Here is a 17,813-nt window from a genome sequence, read left to right on the forward strand (position 1 = left end):
TGTCCGACGCATGCCCGAATTTCACTCGAACGAGAGAGTTTCGGAACGTGTCGTGGACGTCCCCCTCCCGGACAGCTCCCCGCGGGCTTCCCCGGCGCGCCCCACCCCGTCGAGGGTCGTACCGTGGGCGGCGTGAGCAGGCACCGGCGCCGGGCGCCCCAGAGGAAACAGCAGCAGCGTGTCGCGCCGCGGGCTCTGATAGCCGGCGGCCTGGTCGTCGCGCTCGGCCTGGGGCTGGGGCTGTACGCCGCGTCGGGCGACGACGGCGAGTCCACCGGGGCGACGGCGGGCCGCGACACGGCCCGGGGCACCGACGGCGACGGCCCCGCCGGCACCGGCCGCGCCCCGGCCACCCCGACCCCCAGCCGCTCCTACGCCCTGTCCACCGCCCCGCGCACCATCCCCGCCGTGGGCGCCCACACCCCCGCCCGCGGCCCCGGCTGGCGCCCCGCCGCCGGACACCGCGTGGTGGTGAGCGACGGCGACCTCGCCGACGAGGGCCGGCTGATCGCGGGCGAGCTGGGCATGACGTACGCGGGGAAGAAGAGCGACGTCCGCGCCGGTGACCTGCGGCTGGCGCTGAACGACGACGCGGGCGCGAACCCGGAGTCGTACACCATGACCGTGCGCGGGGGCCGTGTCACCGTCAGCGGACCCTCGGACGCCGGGGTGTTCTACGGCACCCGCACCCTCAAGCAGGAGGTGCGCGGCGGGGGTACGGCCCCGGAGGGCGTCGTACGGGACGCGCCGGCCAAGCCGCAGCGCGGGTTCATGCTCGACATCGCCCGCAAGCACTTCACCGCCGGGTGGATCGAGGACCGGGTGCGGGAGCTGGGGGACCTGAAGTTCAACCAGCTCGGGCTGCACTTCTCCGACGACCAGTCCTTCCGCATCGAGTCCGACAGCCACCCGGAGATCGTGGCGCCGCAGCACCTCACCAAGGCGCAGGTCAAGAAGATCGTCGCGCTGGCGGCCGAGCGGCACATCACCGTCGTACCGGAGATCGACTCGCCGGGGCACCTCGGCGCGGTGCTCGCCGCCCACCCCGCGCTCCAGTTGCGCAACGTCAACGGGGTCGCGACCCGCGGGGCGATCGACATCTCCAAGGAGGACTCGGCGAACCTCCTCGACGACCTGCTCGACGAGTACGCCGATCTGTTCCCCGGCGCGCAGTGGCACCTCGGCGGCGACGAGTACCAGGCGCTGACCGTCGCGAACCCGTCCGCCTCCTACCCGCAGCTCGCCGCGGCCTCCCGGGCGCGGTTCGGCTCCGGGGCGGGCGTCGCCGACCTGGCGACCGGCTGGCTGAACGACCGCGCCGACACCATGCGCGCCCACGGCCGGACCATGCGCGTGTGGAACGACGGCTTCTTCCGGAACACCTCCGTGAAGCCCGCCTCCGACCTCGTGGTCGCCTACTGGACCGGCAAGGAGATCGGGGCGCGGGTGCCCACGGACTATCTGGCGGCGGGCCGCAAGGTGCTCAACTACAACGACGAGTACCTCTACTACGTGCTCGGCGAGCCGCAGACCTTCGTCTACCCCACCGGGCAGCGCATCTACGAGCAGTGGACCCCGAGGGTGCTGCGCGGCAGCACGGCGGTGCCCGCCCGCTACGACGCCCAGATCCTCGGCGGGTCCTTCGCCGTCTGGTGCGACCTCGCGAACTCCCAGACACAGGACCAGGTCGCGGCCGGCATCCGGATGCCGCTGCGGGCGACCGCGCAGAAGCTGTGGGACGCACGGCAGCCGTCGCTGTCCTGGGCGCAGTTCACGACACTGGCGGGCCGGCTCGGCTGACGCCCCTCTCACCGCCCCCTCTCACCGCCTGTTCTCACTCTCGGTCGATCCGATCTCACGAGAACACTTGGCCGAAAATGTTCTCTGTGACAGTCTTGCCCCGTCGCGCGCAGTAAGGGGAAGTGCGGGCTCTGTAAGCGTGGAGCCTTGGCGAGGGAGACGTGGATGAGCCTGGTGGAACTGATCGGTCAGGCCGACGAACGCGGGCTGGCCGCGAGCGGGTTGGCTTGTTTGGATCGGTGCGTGCCGTTGCTCGGAGGCGACGACGAGATCCTGCGCCCGCTGTGGGCGAGCCTCGCCGAGAGCGGCGCCGGGGACTGGGGCCAGGGCCTGGCCCAGGCCCGCAACAAGCTCGGACAGGGCGACGGGGACGGTGACGACGGCGGTGACGAGGCCGCGCGGCTGGCCCGCCGGATGCTGGACGCGGCCCCGGAGGACCCGACGCCCGCCGAGGTGCGGCTGTGGGCCGACGCCTGCTCGGTCGCCTCGCTCCAGATCCACCGGCTGCTCGACCCGGCCGAGGACGCCGTCGGCGTCGACTCCCGCCGCGAGGGCCGTACCGAGGGCATGTCACCGCTGGTCGCCGCCGAACTGCGGCGCCAGATCACCGTCCTGGAACTTCTCGCCGGCCATGGCGCGGGCGGTCTGCGCCCGGCGCTGGAGGTCTGCACGGAGGGCCGTCGCGTCCTGCGCGCGGTGGTCTCCCGCCGGGCCCGCGGCCGCGCCTGAGGCGGGGGTGGGCGGCGCCCGACACCGGTCGGCGGCAAGGGACTTGTGCGAGACGACCGGGGCCGCCACCCCCCACAGGAGAGGCCCCGGCCGTCGCGCGGTACGGGTCGCGCGGCGACCCGTGTTCTGTTCAGCGCCATGGGTGCGTTTTCTGTCACACCCCCGCGGGGATTCCCGTGTCACGAGTTAGTTGCATGTTGTACGGACATGGACGCGTGGCGGTTTCAGGTCGTAACGTGCCTTTCGCGCCGAACGGGCGAGCGGCATGACCACCGCGACGACCAGCGGTCCCGGACCGACGCCCGTCGACCGCCCATCGACCGACCATCGACAGACCTATCGACCGACTATCGACAGCGCGTCGACCGATCGTCGACCGACCTTCGACCGAGGAAACCACGACGTGGGGGACGACGCGGAGCTGACCGCCGCGGTGCTCGCGGCACAGCACGGGGACGAGAGCGCGTTCCGTGCTGTGTACCGCACGGTGCATCCGCGCCTGCTCGGGTACGTACGCACACTGGTCGGGGATCCCGACGCCGAGGACGTCACCTCCGAGTCCTGGCTCCAGATCGCCCGCGACCTCGACCGGTTCAGCGGTGACGCCGACCGGTTCCGCGGCTGGGCCGCCCGGATCGCCCGCAACCGCGCGCTGGACCACATCCGGATGCGCGGACGGCGCCCGGCGATCGGCGGCGACGAGACCGAACTGACCGGGCGGCCCGCCGAGTCCGACACCGCGGGCGAGGCCATCGAGGCGCTCGCCACCGGCCGCACCCTCGACCTCATCGCCCGGCTCCCGCAGGACCAGGCCGAGGCCGTCGTGCTGCGGGTGGTGATGGGCCTGGACGCCAAGAGCGCCGCGGAGACCCTCGGCAAGCGGCCCGGCGCCGTCCGCACGGCCGCGCACCGCGGTCTGAAGAAGCTCGCCGAACTCCTCGGCGACGACGCGGAGACGGCCGGCGTGCTCGATGCCCTGCCGCCCCAGCGGGACCCGCGCTCGCGCGCGGTGACGTCCGCCACAGTGACGCATGGGCGCACGCGGACGCAGAAGGACATGTGATGGCCGACAAGCAGGACGGGTGGCTCGACCGCGAGACGGCGGAGCGTCTGCTGCGCGGCGCGTCGGCCGACGACGCGGTCGGCCCCACGGCCTCGAAGGTCGACCGTGACGAGGCGGAGCAGCTCGTCCGCACCCTGGCCGCGCTGTCGTCCCTCGCGGACGCGCCCGTTCCGGACGCCGGTGAACTCCCGGGCGAGGCGGCCGCCCTGGCCGCGTTCCGCAGTGCCCGCGCCGCCGACGCACTCTGCGAGACCCCCGCCGAGCAACCTCCCGTCGCATTGCCGTACGCCACCCAAGAGGCGTACGCCGTCGACGAGTTGTCCGACCTGCGCACCGCCCGCCGTACCGCCTCCGTCGCCGTACCGCGCCCCCGGACCGCCGTCGCGCACGAGTCCGACGCCGGGCTGGTGCGGATCGGGCGGCCCCGGCCCTCGAAGGCCGCCGGACGGTCCCGCTGGAGCCGCACCGCCCGGTTCTCGGTCGCCGCCGCGCTGGCCGTCGGCCTGGCCGGCGGGGTCGCGGTCGCGGCCGGCACCGGGGTGCTGCCGGGCCCCTTCGACGGCGAGCCGGCCCCGCCCGGCGCCTCCGTCTCGGCCCCCGCGAGCCCCGAACGGCCGTCGGCCTCCCCGGAACCGGACGTCACCGCCGGCGCCACGGGCCGGGCCACGCCCGACACCCCCGGCAGCGCGGGCGGCTCGGCCGCACCCGGCGCCTCCGGCGACACCGACTCCCGCGACGACGGCACCGACGCCCGGGACGGTGAGGGCCTCCGGCGCGACGGCGCGCTCTCCTCCTGCCGCGACCTGCGGGCGGGGCGGACCCCGGACGCCGACCGCACCCGGGCCCTGGAGCGCCTGGCCGGCGGTCCGGCACGGGTACGGACGTACTGCGCGGACCTCCTCAAGAGCGTCGCGGGGAGGGGGGACGGCCGGGGGGACTCCCGTGACGGTCAGTACGGCAGGGACGGCCGGGACGGCAAGGACCGGGACACCCGGGACACCCGTGACGGCCGGAACGGCTACGAGACCCCCGGCGGCGACTCCGGCGACGGCTCCGACGGCTCCGACGGCAGCGACGGCGCATCCGGTCGCGGCGACGGGGACGACGGGGACGGGGACGGCCACCACCGGGGACACGGCGAGCGGGACGGCCGGGACGGCCGTGACGGTCACTCCCGAGGCGGCCGTGGTGGCCACGGCGGTCACCACAACCGCCGCTGACCTGCGCTTTTCCCCTCGCGTGAAACATTTTCCGCGCCGGGTGTGACGTTTTCGGAGGTCCCGGCGCAGTAAGAAGTGAGCCGACTGGTCATCGGCCCTCGCACTGAGCCGGGGTTCCCCCCGTACCGACGGCTCGTGCACCTGGCGCGGGCGGGACACGTTCCCCCGGTCCCGCCCGCGCCCCACACCCTCTCCGGTCTCACCAGGACACGACGACCTTGTCGCCGGTGCGGACCTGCGCGAAGAGCCCCGCGATCGCCGCCTCGTCCCGGACGTTCACACAGCCGTGCGAGGCACCGGCGTATCCGCGGGCCGTGAAGTCGGCCGAGTAGTGCACCGCCTGGCCGCCGCTGAAGAACATCGCGTAGGGCATCGGCGAGTCGTAGAGCGTGGACACGTGGTGGCGGGACTTGAAGTACACGCGGAACACGCCCTCGCGGGTCGGGGTGTACTGCGAGCCGAAGCGGACCGACACCGTCGACAGGGTCCGTCCGTCGATCATCCAGCGCAGGGTGCGGCTGGTCTTGTCGACGCACAGCACCCGCCCGGTCAGACAGCGCGGATCGGGGGCCGCGGCCGGCTGACCGCCCATCAGATACAGCTCCCACCGGCCCGGTTCGCGGGTCATCCCCAGCAGCCGCTGCCAGGTGACGGTGTCGGTGCGCCCGGTCCGCGGCAGCCCGCGCTTGCCCTGGAACCCCTCCACCGCCCGCTCGGTGGCCCGGTCGTACGTGCCCGTCGGCCCCTCGAAGAGCCAGGCGATCTGCCGCAGCCGGGCCTGGAGTTCACGGACGTCCGGCCCGGTGTCGCCGTGGGACCACAGGACGGCGGGGGCGGGAGTGGGGGTGGGGGCCGCGCGGGGCTTGTCGTCGGCGCTCGCGCCCGCCGCCGAGGGCTCGCCGGTGGCCTCGGCCCGCACGGACGGGCGTGTTCCGCCGTCCGCCTCCCGCGCCTGCACGGTACAGCCGCACACCGTCGCCAGGGCCGCCGTGCCGGCCAGGGCGGTGATCGATCTCCGGATCCGCATGCCAGTGATGTTCCCCCCGGATGACGTCCCGCGAACGGAGCGGCATGGTGGTGAACGGCACGGAAAACCGGTCCGCGGACCGGTGGGCACCTCGACAGGGAGGGATCACCCCCATGGCGCGCGAGTCGGAGTCCCATCTGCCCGTCGAGCCGGTGTACGGGCCGGACGCCCTCGCGGGCTGGGACCCCGCCGAGCGGCTCGGGGAACCGGGGGCGTACCCCTTCACACGGGGCGTGTACCCGTCGATGTACACGGGCCGCCCGTGGACCATGCGCCAGTACGCCGGTTTCGGCACGGCCGCGGAGTCCAACGCCCGCTACCGGCGACTGATCGCCCACGGCACCACCGGCCTGTCGGTCGCCTTCGACCTGCCCACCCAGATGGGCCACGACTCCGACGCCCCGATCGCGCACGGCGAGGTCGGCAAGGTGGGCGTCGCGATCGACTCGGCCGACGACATGCGGGTGCTGTTCGACGGGATCCCGCTGGACCGGGTCTCGACGTCCATGACGATCAACGCGCCCGCCGCCCTGCTGCTCCTCCTCTACCAACTGGTCGCGGAGGAACAGGGCGTGGCGCCGGACCGGCTCACCGGCACGATCCAGAACGACGTGCTGAAGGAGTACATCGCGCGCGGGACGTACATCTTCCCGCCCAAGCCGTCGCTGCGGCTGACCGCCGACATCTTCCGGTACTGCGGGGCGGAGATCCCGAAGTGGAACACCATCTCGATCTCCGGCTACCACATGGCCGAGGCCGGGGCCTCGCCCGTGCAGGAGATCGCGTTCACCCTGGCGGACGGTGTCGAGTACGTCCGTACGGCGGTGGCGGCCGGCATGGACGTCGACGACTTCGCCCCGCGCCTGTCCTTCTTCTTCGTGGCCCGTACGACGATCCTGGAGGAGGTCGCCAAGTTCCGTGCCGCCCGCCGGATCTGGGCGCGGCTGATGCGGGAGGAGTTCGGGGCGCGCAACCCCAGGTCGCTGATGCTGCGGTTCCACACCCAGACCGCGGGCGTGCAGCTCACGGCCCAGCAGCCGGAGGTCAACCTGGTGCGGGTGGCCGTGCAGGGCCTCGCCGCGGTGCTCGGCGGCACCCAGTCGCTGCACACCAACTCCTTCGACGAGGCGATCGCGCTGCCCACCGACAAGAGCGCCCGGCTCGCCCTGCGCACCCAGCAGGTCCTCGCGTACGAGACGGACGTGACCGCGACCGTCGACCCCTTCGCCGGGTCGTACGCGATCGAGCGGATGACGGACGACGTCGAGGAGGCCGCGCTCGCCCTGATGCGGCGGGTGGCGGACCTGGGCGGCGCGGTCGCCGCCATCGAGCAGGGCTTCCAGAAGTCCGAGATCGAACGCTCCGCCTACCGGATCGCCCAGGAGACCGACTCCGGCGAACGGGTCGTCGTCGGCGTCAACCGCTTCCGCCTGGACGAGGAGGAACCGTACGAGCCCCTCCGCGTCGACCCGGCGATCGAGGCCCGGCAGGCGGAGCGGCTCGCCCGGCTCCGGGCCGACCGCGACCGGGGCGCGGTCGACTCCACCCTGGACGCCCTGCGCAAGGCGGCCGAGGGCCGGGACAACATCCTGTACCCGATGAAGGAGGCGCTGCGCGCCCGGGCGACGGTGGGCGAGGTGTGCGGGGCCCTCCGGGAGGTGTGGGGGTCCTATGAGCCGTCGGATGTGTTTTGAGCTGGGTGATTCATGCGAACGGGTGATCGGGGGCCAAATCCGCCCGCTCGTGGATACGCTCGTGGAGGGTGTTCCCGACAAGGAGGGTGCCGTGGCTGTGATGCTGCACGAGTCGTCGCTCGCCGATGCTGCCGACCGGCTGTGGGAGGAGCTGCCCGGGCACCGGGTGGAGATCCTGAACGGGAGCATCGTCGTGACACCGCCGCCGGACGGTCCGCACCAGGACACGCTGACCTGGCTCATCGAGAAGTTCGCCGAGGTCGGGGCCAGGAAGGCAGGGCTCAGGTATGTGCAAGGGATCGGCCTGTGGCTGCCGACCGGCCCTGACGACTACGCGGTGCCGGACCTCTCCGTCGTCGACGACGACTACAAGGACGCGCTCGTCGAGAAGAACTGCTACGCCCCGTTCGTCTTCCGGCTGGTCGTGGAGGTGACCTCCTCCAATTGGACCAACGACACGGCCACCAAGGTCGATGTCTACGCCCGAGCAGGCATCCCCGCCTACCTCGTCGCCGACCGCAAGCACGGCGAGGTCCTCCTCTACACCGACCCCGCCGACGGCGAGTATCCCGACCCCGTCCGCTTCAAGCGCGGGCAGAGCGTGCCGGTCCCCGAGTCCGTCGGGGTCGCCCTCGACCTGTCCGTGGACACCCTCCTGGACGGCGACGACTGACTGTCGGACCCCCGTGCGACACTCGTGCCCATGTTCGGTGTCATCGACCTTCCCACCTATCTCGCGGGTCTCGTTCTGATCGTTCTCCTTCCGGGGCCCAACTCCCTCTATGTGCTCTCCGCCGCAGCCCGGCGCGGGGTGCGGACCGGGTACACCGCCGCGGCCGGGGTCTGGTGCGGGGACACCGTGCTGATGACGCTGTCCGCCGCCGGTGTCGCCTCGCTGCTCCAGGCCAACGCCGTGCTGTTCGGGATCGTGAAGTACGCGGGCGCCGGCTATCTGACCTGGCTCGCGATCGGGATGCTGCGGGCCGCGTGGGGGATGTGGCGCACCCGGCGGGAGCGCGCCCTGAGCGAGGCCGGGGAAGCCCCCGTCTCGGACGAGCGCCCCTTCCGGCGGGCGCTGGTGATCAGCCTCTTCAACCCCAAGGCGATCCTCTTTTTCGTGGCCTTCTTCGTTCAGTTCGTCGACCCCGGATACGCGTACCCGGCGCTGTCGTTCGTGGTGCTCGGGGCGTTCGCGCAGGTGGCGAGCTTCCTGTATCTGAGCGCGCTGATCTTCGGCGGGACCCGGCTCGCGGCGGCCTTCAGCCGGCGCAAGCGGCTGGCGGCCGGGGCGACGTCCGCGGCCGGTGCGCTGTTCCTCGGGTTCGCGGTGAAGCTGTCCGTGGCCAGCGCCTGACGGGTCGGGCCCCCACCCGCGCCCGGTACTCGGCCAGGCCGTCCGTCGTGGTGCCCGCCCATCCCGCGTAGCCGTCCGGGCGGACCAGGAACACGCCGTCCGGCAGGGTCAGCAGGGTCCAGTCCGGGCCCTTGAGACGGTCGAACAGGCGGACGCCGTCCACCGTCACGTCGGGGATCCGGTCTCCCGCGCGCAGCACGCCGGGCGCGGCCCTCGTCTCCTCGGTCAGTGACGACTCCCGGTAGTTCAGACCGAGCTGCCGGGTACCGGCCCCGCGCCGGGCCTCGTCCCGGTGGATCGCCGTCGACAGGCCGAGCATCCGCGCCGCGACCGGCCTGCGCTCCTCCTCGTAGGTGTCGAGGAGGCTCTCGGCCGCCCGGCCGCCGAGCACCGCGCCCAGCTTCCAGCCCAGGTTGTAGGCGTCCTGCACGCTGGTGTTCAGACCCTGGCCGCCGGCGGGGGAGTGGATGTGCGCGGCGTCCCCGGCGAGGAAGACCCGGCCCGCGCGGAAGCGGTCCGCCAGGGCCGCGCGCGGACGGAAGTCCGACGTCCAGCGGACCTCGGTCACCTCCCCGGGCGCCAGATGCGTGCGCTCGCCGACGACCTTCCGCACCCCGTCCGGGGAGAGGTCGATGCCGGTGCCGTCCGGGAACTGTGCCACGAGCTGGAAGTCCTCCGTCCCGGCGAGCGGGCACAGCGCCAGGAACCCCGCCCCTTCGCCGCCCGGCGGGAAGACGTGCCACCACTCCCGCCCCAGGCCGGGGATCCGCACGTCCGCCACCAGCAGCGGGTCCGGATCGACCGTCTCGCCGGCCATCGTGACGCCCAGCGCCCGCCGCACCGCCGAGCGGCCCCCGTCGGCGGCGACGGCGTAGCGGGCGCGCACCGGCGCACCGGTGGCGAAGTGCGCCGTCACGCCCTCCGGGTCCTGCTCGATCCGCACCAGTTCGTGGCCGAAGAGCACCTCGCCGCCCAGCTCCGCCAGCCGGGCCCGCAGGATCTCCTGGTTGCGCCACTGCGGGACCATCCAGGGTGCGGTGAAGCGCGAGCCCTCCTCGCCGTCCTCCGCCGGGTCGAACATCCGGTGTTCCCCGGCCTGCCGGCCGTCCTGCCAGATCATGCCGACCGGGTAGGGCCCGCCGGCGGCGAGAATCTCGTCGAGGACGCCCAGATCCTCGTAGACCTCCATCGTGCGGGGCTGGATGCCCTTGCCGCGGGAGCCGGGGGCCAGGGTCTCGCCCCGCTCCACCACCACCGCGTCCACCCCGCGCCGGGCCAGGTCGATGCCGAGGGCGAGGCCGGTGGGGCCCGCGCCGACGACGAGTACGTCCGTGTGCACTGTCATCCCTCTCTCCTTAACGCTGTTAAGTGCCGTCCCTCCCGAGCGTGCCCTTAACGGCGTTAAACTGTCAAGTGTGACCACCGGACGACGAGCCCCCCTCGACCGCAAGCGCGTCGCGGACACCGCCCTGGCCCTGCTGAACGAGACCGGCCTGGACGGGCTGACCCTGCGCGCCATCGCCAAGGAACTCGATGTGAAGGCGCCCGCCCTGTACTGGCACTTCAAGGACAAGCAGGCGCTGCTCGACGAGATGGCGACCGAGATGTACCGGCGGATGGTCGCCAGGACCCGGCTCGACCCCGGCGACACCTGGCAGGAGCGGCTGCGCAAGGCCAACCACGGGCTGCGGGACGCGCTGCTCGCCTACCGGGACGGCGCGAAGGTGTTCAGCGGCTCACGCTTCACCGGCACCGAGCACGCCCACGCGATGGAGGAGACGCTGCGGCTGTTCACGGCGGCCGGCTTCACCCTCGGCCAGGCCGTCCGGGCGACGACGACGGCGTTCACGTACACCATCGGGTTCGTCGTCGAGGAGCAGGGCGTGCAGCCGCTGCCGGACGAGCGGCGCGAGGGCTACGACGTGGCGGAACGCGCCCGGCTGTTCGCGGATTTCCCGCTCACGGCCCGTGCGGGCGCGGAGATCTTCACCGACTACGGCACGCATTTCGAGGAAGGTCTGGACATCGTCGTCGCGGGAATCGGGGCGCGCTACGGAATTTCCTGAGAGGAGCCTCTCGCGTATTACCGTCGATTCACCGGGAATTCACCCCCGCGGCGCCGCCAGCGCCTTCCGCATCCGCGGAGTCAGCCGTTCCTCGACCATCTTGTTCAGCACCCGCGCCAGCACCAGCATCGAGACGACCGTCAGCGCGAAGGTCGCGGCCGACGGCACCCCGAGCCGCCGGTGCAGGGTCTCCACGACGACCCAGCCCAGATGCTCGTGCACCAGGTAGAACGGGTACGTGAGGGCCCCGGCAGCCGTCAGCCAACGCCAGTTCACCCGCTCCAGCAGGCCCAGCGCGATGGCCGCGACGGCGGCGAACCCGAGGGCGACCACCGCGACGATGCCGAAGCTCGTGCGGTGGGCGAAGGCGTCCGGGTCGGCGGCGTTCCACAGCTCGCGCACCGCGTAGTGCTGGCCGACCAGGAAGCCCACCGCGGTGATCCCCCAGGCGTACGGGTCACGGCGGTCGCGGTGCACCAGGTACAGGCCGACCCCGCCGACGAAGAACGGCGCGTACTGCGGCATCAGCACGAGGTCGAGCACCGGCTGCCGCGCGCCCTGCGCGACCGCCGCCGCCAGGATCCAGCCCGCGCAGAACACGAGCACCCGGCGCCGGGTCGCGCCCGGCAGCACCACGCACACCGCGAACAGGGCGTAGAACCGCACCTCCGCCCAGAGCGTCCAGTCCACGCCGAGCACCCGGTCCACGCCCAGCGGCTGCTGAAGCAGGGTCAGGTTCACCAGGGCGTCGCTCGGTGAGACCGCCTCGTAGGCGACGACGGGCAGCGCGAAGACAGCGGTGACCAGGACGACCGCGACCCAGTAGGCGGGCATCAGCCGGGCCGCGCGGGAGGCGAGGAAGGAGCGCGGCGAACGGCCCCAGCCGCTCATGCAGATGACGAACCCGCTGATCACGAAGAAGATCTGGACGCCGAGACAGCCGTAGGCGAACGGCGTGTGCAGGACCGGGAACACCCGGTCCGGCGAGGCGCCCCAGGCGTGGGTGATCTCGCCGCCCCGGCCGCCGTAGTGGTAGCAGGCCACCATCAGCGCGGCCAGCAGCCGCAGTCCGTCCAGGGCGCGCAGCCGGCCGCCGGGTGGCGCCGCCTGCGGGGGAGCGGCGGCAGCGGGGCTCTCCTGTGCCGTGTTCACGACCGTCTGTGTCACGCCGGTGTACCTCGGGATTCGCCTGGGTGCCGTCCATGCGGACTCTATGACTTCACCCGCGAAACTCCTGTTCGACGCCATCAGCATTCGCCGCCCTGTTCCAAGGGGTTCATCTGGGCGTCGTTTTGCTTTCTTACGTTCTTTCGGCCTCCCCTCGACGCGCATCCATCACGTGTCTTTTCATATGCAGTTTCAACGCCAGGAGAACCATGACGAGGGTCCGAACGCTGGACGAAGCCCTGCGAGCGTGCTCGGCGCACAGCGGCAAGCTGGTCGGCAGCCTCGACCCCCGCCGCCTCGCGCTCGCCGAGGCGCTGCGCCGGCTGCTCGCCCTGTGGGCGGCCCAGGAGCGGACCGCCCCGCCGGTCACCGCCACCGGCATCCTGCGGCGCACCAAGGCGGCCGCCTCGGGCGCCTCCGGATCGGGCGCCCTCGGCAACGACGTCCTCGACGCCCTGCTCGCCGTCGGCGACAAGGCGGTCGTCTGCGGCTACGACGACGAACTGCGGCTGGCCGAGCTGATCACCGAGACGATCCTCCAGCAGCGCCGCAACTCCCGCGCAGGCCAGCGGCTGCGCGGCCGGGTCCTGGAGGCCCTGGGCCGTCCCGAGGACGCCGCCGACGCCTACGAGCGCTATCTCGACCTCACCAAGGAGGACGGCTTCGGCGTCCGCGCCCGCGTCGACGGCATCCACGCCGCCACCAAGGCCCGCGCCGAACTGCTCACCCTCCTGGAGGCCACCGCCCCCGGCTCCGACCGCTTCTCCGACGGCCCCGCCACCGACGTCTGGGCCGACGGGCTCGCCGCGCACACCGCGGGCGACCACGACGGCGCGCGGGCCCGGCTGGTCGGCGCGCTGCGCGCCATGGACCGGCAGGGCGCCCCCGAGGGCGAGATCCTGGAGGCGTTCGCCCAGTACCTGGACCTCGCCACCGCCGAACAGCCCCGGCCCACCGCCGAACTCACCCAGGCCCTCGCCCGGTACGCCGACACCCGCCGCAACCGGATGCGCGGCCCGGTCCCCGACCCCCTCTTCGGCGGGGTGCAGTGGCTGAGCCTCGGCGAGTTCCGCAACCGGATCGCCGGAAAGTCGGTCTGCCTGATCGCCAACTCCGGCAGCATCGCCGAGAGTTCGCTCGGCTCCGAGATCGACGCCTACGACCTCGTGGTCCGCTTCAACTCGTACCGCATCGACCCGGCGCACACGGGCCGGAAGACCGACATCCACGTCACCATCCACAAGCACGCCTACAACTGGGAGCAGCCGGTCGACACCCGGCTCGTGTTCGGCGGCAACTCGCCCGACTGGAAGTACTCGGTCCGCAACAAGCTGGTCCCGGGCGCCCAGCGTCACGTCAACGACGAGTCGCTGCGCTGGCCGGTGCGCGCCCTCGGCGGCGCGAGCACCGACCATCTCACCGGCATCCCCACCTCCGGCTTCAACATGCTCTGGCTGCTCGACTTCCTCGACGTCAGCCCCACCCTCGACCTGATCGGCTTCGACTTCTACGAGAGCGGCGCCTACCGCCTCCCCGAGGCGATGAAGCTGGCCATCACCAACGTGCACGCATACGGCAGCGAGAAGGCGTGGGTCATGGAACGGGCCCAGAGCGTCTCCGACTTGAGGATTTCCCTGCGTTGACCACCTCCATACCGACCCCCGCGCCCCACACCGCCGACGCCACGGCCCCGGCCGCCCCCGTCGCCGACGCGAGCGCGCTCACCGGCAAGCGCCGGATCGCCTTCGCGAGCTTCGTCGACGAGAACTACCTGCCCGGCTTCCTCGCCCTGCTGCGCTCCCTCGCGCTGTCCAACCCGGACGTCTGCGAGGACTTCGTCGTCCTCCACGACGGGCTGCGCCCCGCCTCCGTCGCCGCCGTCCGCGCCCTGCACCCGCGCGTGAAGTTCCGTCGTGTGAACGCCGCCCACTACGACTCCTACGTCAAGGGCGACCAGGACAACTACCTGGTCCGCAAGGCGTACTTCATCCTCGACGTCTTCCGGATCCGCGACTACGACACCGTGATCACCCTGGACACCGACATGGTGGTCCTCGGCCCGATCACCGAACTCCTCACCCTGCGCCACGGCCTCGCCGCCGTCCCGCAGTTCTTCTACGGCGACAAGACCCGGATGCTCAACAGCGGGCTCCTCGTCATCCAGAAGGAGTATCTGACCGACGCGTTCTGCGCGAAGATCGACGCGATCGGCCGGGCCGGCACCTACGAGCTGGACAAGCACGACCAGGGCATCCTGAACGCTCTCCTGGACGGCGACTTCGTCGACCTCGACCCCCGGTACAACTTCGTCAAGCGCCGGCTCTCCGGCGACCTCCCGGTCCCCGAGGACACCGCCGTCCTGCACTTCACCGGCCGCCACAAGCCCTGGCAGGGCGGCGAGGCCGGCTACGGGCTCGCGCAGGAGCGCTGGGCCGCCTTCGAGCTGACCGACGCCGAACTCCACGCCGCCTACCTGGAGTCCGGCGACACCCTCCACCACGACCTGCTGGTGCACTACGGCACCCCGCACGTCGCACGCACCGGAGACGTCGACACCGCCCGCAAGGTCGCCCTCGCCCACATCGGCGCCGGCGACTACCAGGCCGCCGTCGACATCCTGGAACGGGTCCGTCTGCCCATCGACGAGGCATGGCCGCACGAGGTCTACGGGCACGCCCTGATGAGCGTCTCCCGCTACGACGAGGCCAGGGCCCAGCTCCTGCTGGCCACCGCCGCCCCCAACCGGGCCGCCACCGCCTTCGCCCGCCTCGCCCAGATCGCCTGGGTGCACGGCGACGACGACCGGGCCCGCGCCCACGCCACCGCCGGACTCACCGTCGACCCGACCCACCGCGCCTCCCGCCTCTGGCACCAGCGCACCGTCGGCGTCCCCGCCCAGCCCGCCGGCCGCCCCGAGGACCAGCTCGCGCACGTCGCGTTCTACATGGACCGCCAGGGCAACGCCGGCGACAAGCTGCTCCCGGAGAGCGTCCGGCTCGCCTTCGGCCCCGACACCGGCCCGCGCCGCTGGCACTCCGTCCACGCCCACCGGCTCTTCGACGAGGCCGCCCTCGAACGCGTCAACGCCCGCCGGGGCCTGGTCATCGGCGGCGGCGGACTCTTCATCCCGGACACCATGCCCAACGGCAACAGCGCCTGGCAGTGGAACGTCCCCGACGACCTGCTCGCCCGCGTCGACGTGCCGATCGCCGTCTACGCCGTCGGCTTCAACGCCTTCGACGGCCAGTCCTACCGCGCCGAACGCTTCCGCTCCTCGCTGCGGCTGCTCGTCGAACGGTCGGCGTTCTTCGGCCTGCGCAACCACGGCTCCATCGAGAAGGTCCGGGCGATGCTCCCCGCCCGCCTCCACGACAAGGTCCGCTTCCAGCCCTGCCCCACCACCGTCACCCGCCACCTGATCGACGGCTGGCAGGACCCGGTCGCCCGCGAGGACACCATCCTCCTCAACGCCGCCTACGACCGCGCGGGCCTGCGCTTCGGCCACGACTACGGCCACTTCCTCGCCCAGATGGCCCAGGCCGTCCGCGACCTCGGCGCACTGGCCGAGGTGAAGTGCGCGGCGCACTCCCTGGACGACGAGAAGCTCGCCTTCGACCTGCGCCGCGAGCACGGCGTGTCGCTGCCCGTCATCCCGATGTACGACTTCGCCAACGACGAGATCCGCGACCTCTACGCCCGCACCAAGCTGGTCATCGGCATGCGCGGCCACGCGGGCATGATCCCGTTCGGCTGCGGCACCCCGATCATCAGCCTCATCTCGCACCCCAAGATGGCGTACTTCCTGCGCGACATCGACCGCCCCGAATGGGGTGTCTCGGTGCACGACCGCGATCTCGCCGCCGTCCTCGTGGAACGCGCCCGCGACCTCCTCGCCGACCACGACCGCACCGTCGCCGACGTGCACGGGCGGCAGCAGGAGCTGTGGAAGACCACCGAGGCCAACGCGGCCGATCTGCGCGCCCTGCTGGGCGGCTGACCCCGTGGCGACGACGGCCGCCCCGGCCGGCGCGCCCGCCGCGCCCCGCGTCCGCCGGTCACCCCTGTGGTGGCCGGCGGCCGCCGTCACGGCCGCGGCGGCCGTCGCGTACACCCTGCTCACCCGCCGCCTCTCCGGCGACCTCCAGTACGTGCTGGGCGCCCTGCGCCTCGGCGGCGACGCCGGCTACTCCCCGTCGGAGGTCTTCACCCACCGCCCCTTCTTCTACCGGTGGTTCGTCGCCCTCCTCGACCTGCCGACGGCCGGCGGGGCCGCCGTACGGGAGACGGTCATCGGCGTCGAGGGCGCGCTCGTCGCGGCCGCCGCCGCCCTCGCCCTGTACGCGGCGCTGCTGCGCCGGGTCACCGCCCGCGAGGCCGCCGTCACCGCCGGAGCCACCGGACTCGCCCTGGTGCTGGCCCCGCGCACCGACTTCCTCCAGCCCGAGTGGACCGCCGTACTCCTCGCGGTGCTCGGCGTCGCCGCCGCCCTCGGCGTGCGCCGCCCCTGGCCCGCCGCCCTGCTCGCCGCGCTCCCGCTGGGCCTCGCGGTGATGATGAAGTACTCCACCGCCTCCACGGCCGCCTTCGCCGTCCTGCTGGTCTGGCTCGCCGACCGGGGCCGGGCGCTCCGCGTCGCCCTGGCCGCCGTCCCCGCGGCGGCGGCCCTCTTCGGGCTGAGCGTGCTCCTCGGCTCCCACGAGTGGCAGTGGACCGAGGACATGCCCCGGATCAACCAGTCCGCGCTCGGCCGCACCGGCCTGCGCCCCGGCGAGGTCCTCGCGCACTCCGTGAGCTTCCTCGCCGACCGGGCCCTGCTCAGCCCGGTGCTCCTGCTGCTGCCCGGCGCGCTGCTGCTGCTCCTGGCCCGCACCCGGGGCCGCGCCCGCCGTCTCGAACTCCTCGCCGTGGCCGCCCTCGTCGGCTCCGGCTCGCTCGCCGTGGTGATCGTGCAGGGCAACTGGTTCCCGTACCACGCGGTGCAGTTGACCGTGGCGGCCGCCGCGGCCTGGGGCCTCGCGGTCGGAGGCACCACCGGTCCGCCCCCCTGGCGCTTCGGCGCCGTCTCCCTCGCCTACGGCGCCCTGCCCGTGCTCTACCCGCACGCCCCCGGCGGCCTCCAACGGCCGGCCACGGTGTGGGCGCTCGGGCTCCTCGCCCTCCTCGCGGCGGCCGCGGACGTACGACGGCGGCGCCCGGCGCCCGCCCGGACGGCGGCGCTCGTGACGCTCGCGGGCGTGGTCTGCCTGGCCGCGCCGGTCTGGCCGGGCTCCCCGCATCTGGTCCGGCACGGCAAGGTCACCGCCACCAACGCGGCGTTCCTGCGCGAGACGGCCCACGAGGAGGCGGAGGCCGCACGGCTGCGCGCGCGGATCCCGGCGGGGGCGCGGGTGCTGTACCTGGCCTTCGGCGACACGGCGTACTACGTGGACCGCCCGGCCCGCTGCCGCTACCCGATCGCCACCTTCCTCCAGCGCTCCCGCTTCCTCCCCGATGTCGCCGCACTGCCGTCCTTCGCCGAGAACGCCGACTGCGTCGACCACGACCCGGCCCCCTACGCGATCCTCGACCGCGCCTGGTTCCGGCTCGCCTTCGTCGACCCCGGCCTGCGCGCCCGGGTGCGGGCGACGTACGCCTGCCCGCCCCCGTCGCCGGACACCCCGACCGTGGTGTGCACCCGCCGCTGACCGGGCGGG

Annotated in this window: 14 protein-coding genes; 11 read left to right on the forward strand and 3 right to left on the reverse strand. The window is 73.0% G+C overall.

Features of this window, described 5'->3' with window-relative positions; genetic code table 11:
* Nucleotides 1-132 precede the first annotated feature (132 nt).
* The 4 genes from AFM16_RS24260 (at nt 133) to AFM16_RS24275 (ending at nt 4,812) form a co-directional block, all read left to right on the forward strand.
* Complete coding sequence (locus AFM16_RS24260) at nt 133-1,800, forward strand: beta-N-acetylhexosaminidase (protein ID WP_078637077.1); 1,668 nt, start codon at nt 133-135, stop codon at nt 1,798-1,800.
* A gap of 165 nt (nt 1,801-1,965) precedes the next feature.
* Nucleotides 1,966-2,529, forward strand: coding sequence for a hypothetical protein (locus AFM16_RS24265; RefSeq protein WP_030787860.1), 564 nt, complete (start codon nt 1,966-1,968; stop codon nt 2,527-2,529).
* Between the two features lie 403 nt (nt 2,530-2,932).
* Complete coding sequence (locus AFM16_RS24270; protein ID WP_030787857.1) at nt 2,933-3,592, forward strand: RNA polymerase sigma factor; 660 nt, start codon at nt 2,933-2,935, stop codon at nt 3,590-3,592.
* The gene (locus tag AFM16_RS24275) at nt 3,592-4,812 is read left to right on the forward strand and encodes a hypothetical protein (RefSeq protein ID WP_078634600.1); all 1,221 of its coding nucleotides are present in this window, start codon (nt 3,592-3,594) and stop codon (nt 4,810-4,812) included. Before AFM16_RS24270 ends, AFM16_RS24275 begins: the two co-directional genes overlap by 1 nt.
* Before the next feature lie 199 nt (nt 4,813-5,011).
* On the opposite strand, the gene AFM16_RS24280 is transcribed toward AFM16_RS24275, so the two are convergent.
* Complete coding sequence (locus tag AFM16_RS24280) at nt 5,012-5,839, reverse strand: L,D-transpeptidase family protein (protein WP_078634601.1); 828 nt, start codon at nt 5,837-5,839, stop codon at nt 5,012-5,014.
* Between the two features lie 113 nt (nt 5,840-5,952).
* On the opposite strand from AFM16_RS24280, the gene AFM16_RS24285 reads away from it, so the two are divergent.
* From AFM16_RS24285 to leuE, 3 genes are all read left to right on the forward strand, one after another.
* A complete protein-coding gene (locus tag AFM16_RS24285) occupies nt 5,953-7,533 on the forward strand; it encodes an acyl-CoA mutase large subunit family protein (RefSeq protein ID WP_078634602.1) in 1,581 nt (526 codons plus the stop codon).
* Between the two features lie 100 nt (nt 7,534-7,633).
* Nucleotides 7,634-8,206, forward strand: a complete 573-nt coding sequence (locus tag AFM16_RS24290) for a Uma2 family endonuclease (protein WP_078634603.1) — start codon at nt 7,634-7,636, stop codon at nt 8,204-8,206.
* A 30-nt stretch (nt 8,207-8,236) separates the two neighbouring features.
* Nucleotides 8,237-8,887 carry a leucine efflux protein LeuE gene (gene leuE, locus AFM16_RS24295; protein ID WP_030783262.1) on the forward strand — a complete coding sequence of 217 codons (651 nt, stop codon included), beginning with the start codon at nt 8,237-8,239 and terminating at the stop codon, nt 8,885-8,887.
* Here leuE and AFM16_RS24300 read toward each other — a convergent pair.
* The gene (locus AFM16_RS24300) at nt 8,793-10,232 is read right to left on the reverse strand and encodes an FAD-dependent monooxygenase (RefSeq protein ID WP_179123305.1); all 1,440 of its coding nucleotides are present in this window, start codon (nt 10,230-10,232) and stop codon (nt 8,793-8,795) included. The two genes, leuE and AFM16_RS24300, sit on opposite strands and share 95 nt — an antisense overlap.
* Nucleotides 10,233-10,302: 70 nt before the next feature.
* Between AFM16_RS24300 and AFM16_RS24305 the strand changes: the two genes are divergently transcribed.
* Nucleotides 10,303-10,953, forward strand: a complete 651-nt coding sequence (locus AFM16_RS24305) for a TetR/AcrR family transcriptional regulator C-terminal domain-containing protein (protein WP_078634604.1) — start codon at nt 10,303-10,305, stop codon at nt 10,951-10,953.
* Nucleotides 10,954-10,992: 39 nt separating this feature from the next.
* Here the strand turns inward: AFM16_RS24305 and AFM16_RS24310 are convergent, their stop codons facing one another.
* A complete protein-coding gene (locus AFM16_RS24310) occupies nt 10,993-12,120 on the reverse strand; it encodes an acyltransferase family protein (protein ID WP_245177786.1) in 1,128 nt (375 codons plus the stop codon).
* A gap of 209 nt (nt 12,121-12,329) precedes the next feature.
* Between AFM16_RS24310 and AFM16_RS24315 the strand changes: the two genes are divergently transcribed.
* Genes AFM16_RS24315 through AFM16_RS24325 form a run of 3 tightly spaced genes read left to right on the forward strand, consistent with a single transcriptional unit; the run spans nt 12,330 to nt 17,804 of the window.
* Nucleotides 12,330-13,763 carry a glycosyltransferase family 29 protein gene (locus AFM16_RS24315; protein WP_030783274.1) on the forward strand — a complete coding sequence of 478 codons (1,434 nt, stop codon included), beginning with the start codon at nt 12,330-12,332 and terminating at the stop codon, nt 13,761-13,763.
* Nucleotides 13,760-16,117 carry a glycosyltransferase gene (locus tag AFM16_RS24320; protein ID WP_245177787.1) on the forward strand — a complete coding sequence of 786 codons (2,358 nt, stop codon included), beginning with the start codon at nt 13,760-13,762 and terminating at the stop codon, nt 16,115-16,117. The genes AFM16_RS24315 and AFM16_RS24320 overlap by 4 nt, the downstream gene beginning before the upstream one ends.
* A gap of 4 nt (nt 16,118-16,121) precedes the next feature.
* On the forward strand, nt 16,122-17,804 hold the full coding sequence (locus tag AFM16_RS24325; RefSeq protein WP_078634605.1) for a hypothetical protein: 1,683 nt from the start codon (nt 16,122-16,124) through the stop codon (nt 17,802-17,804).
* The last annotated feature ends 9 nt before the right edge of the window (nt 17,805-17,813 follow it).

The sequence above is a fragment of the Streptomyces antibioticus genome, assembly GCF_002019855.1.
In the GTDB taxonomy this organism is placed as follows: Bacteria; Actinomycetota; Actinomycetes; order Streptomycetales; family Streptomycetaceae; genus Streptomyces; species Streptomyces antibioticus_B.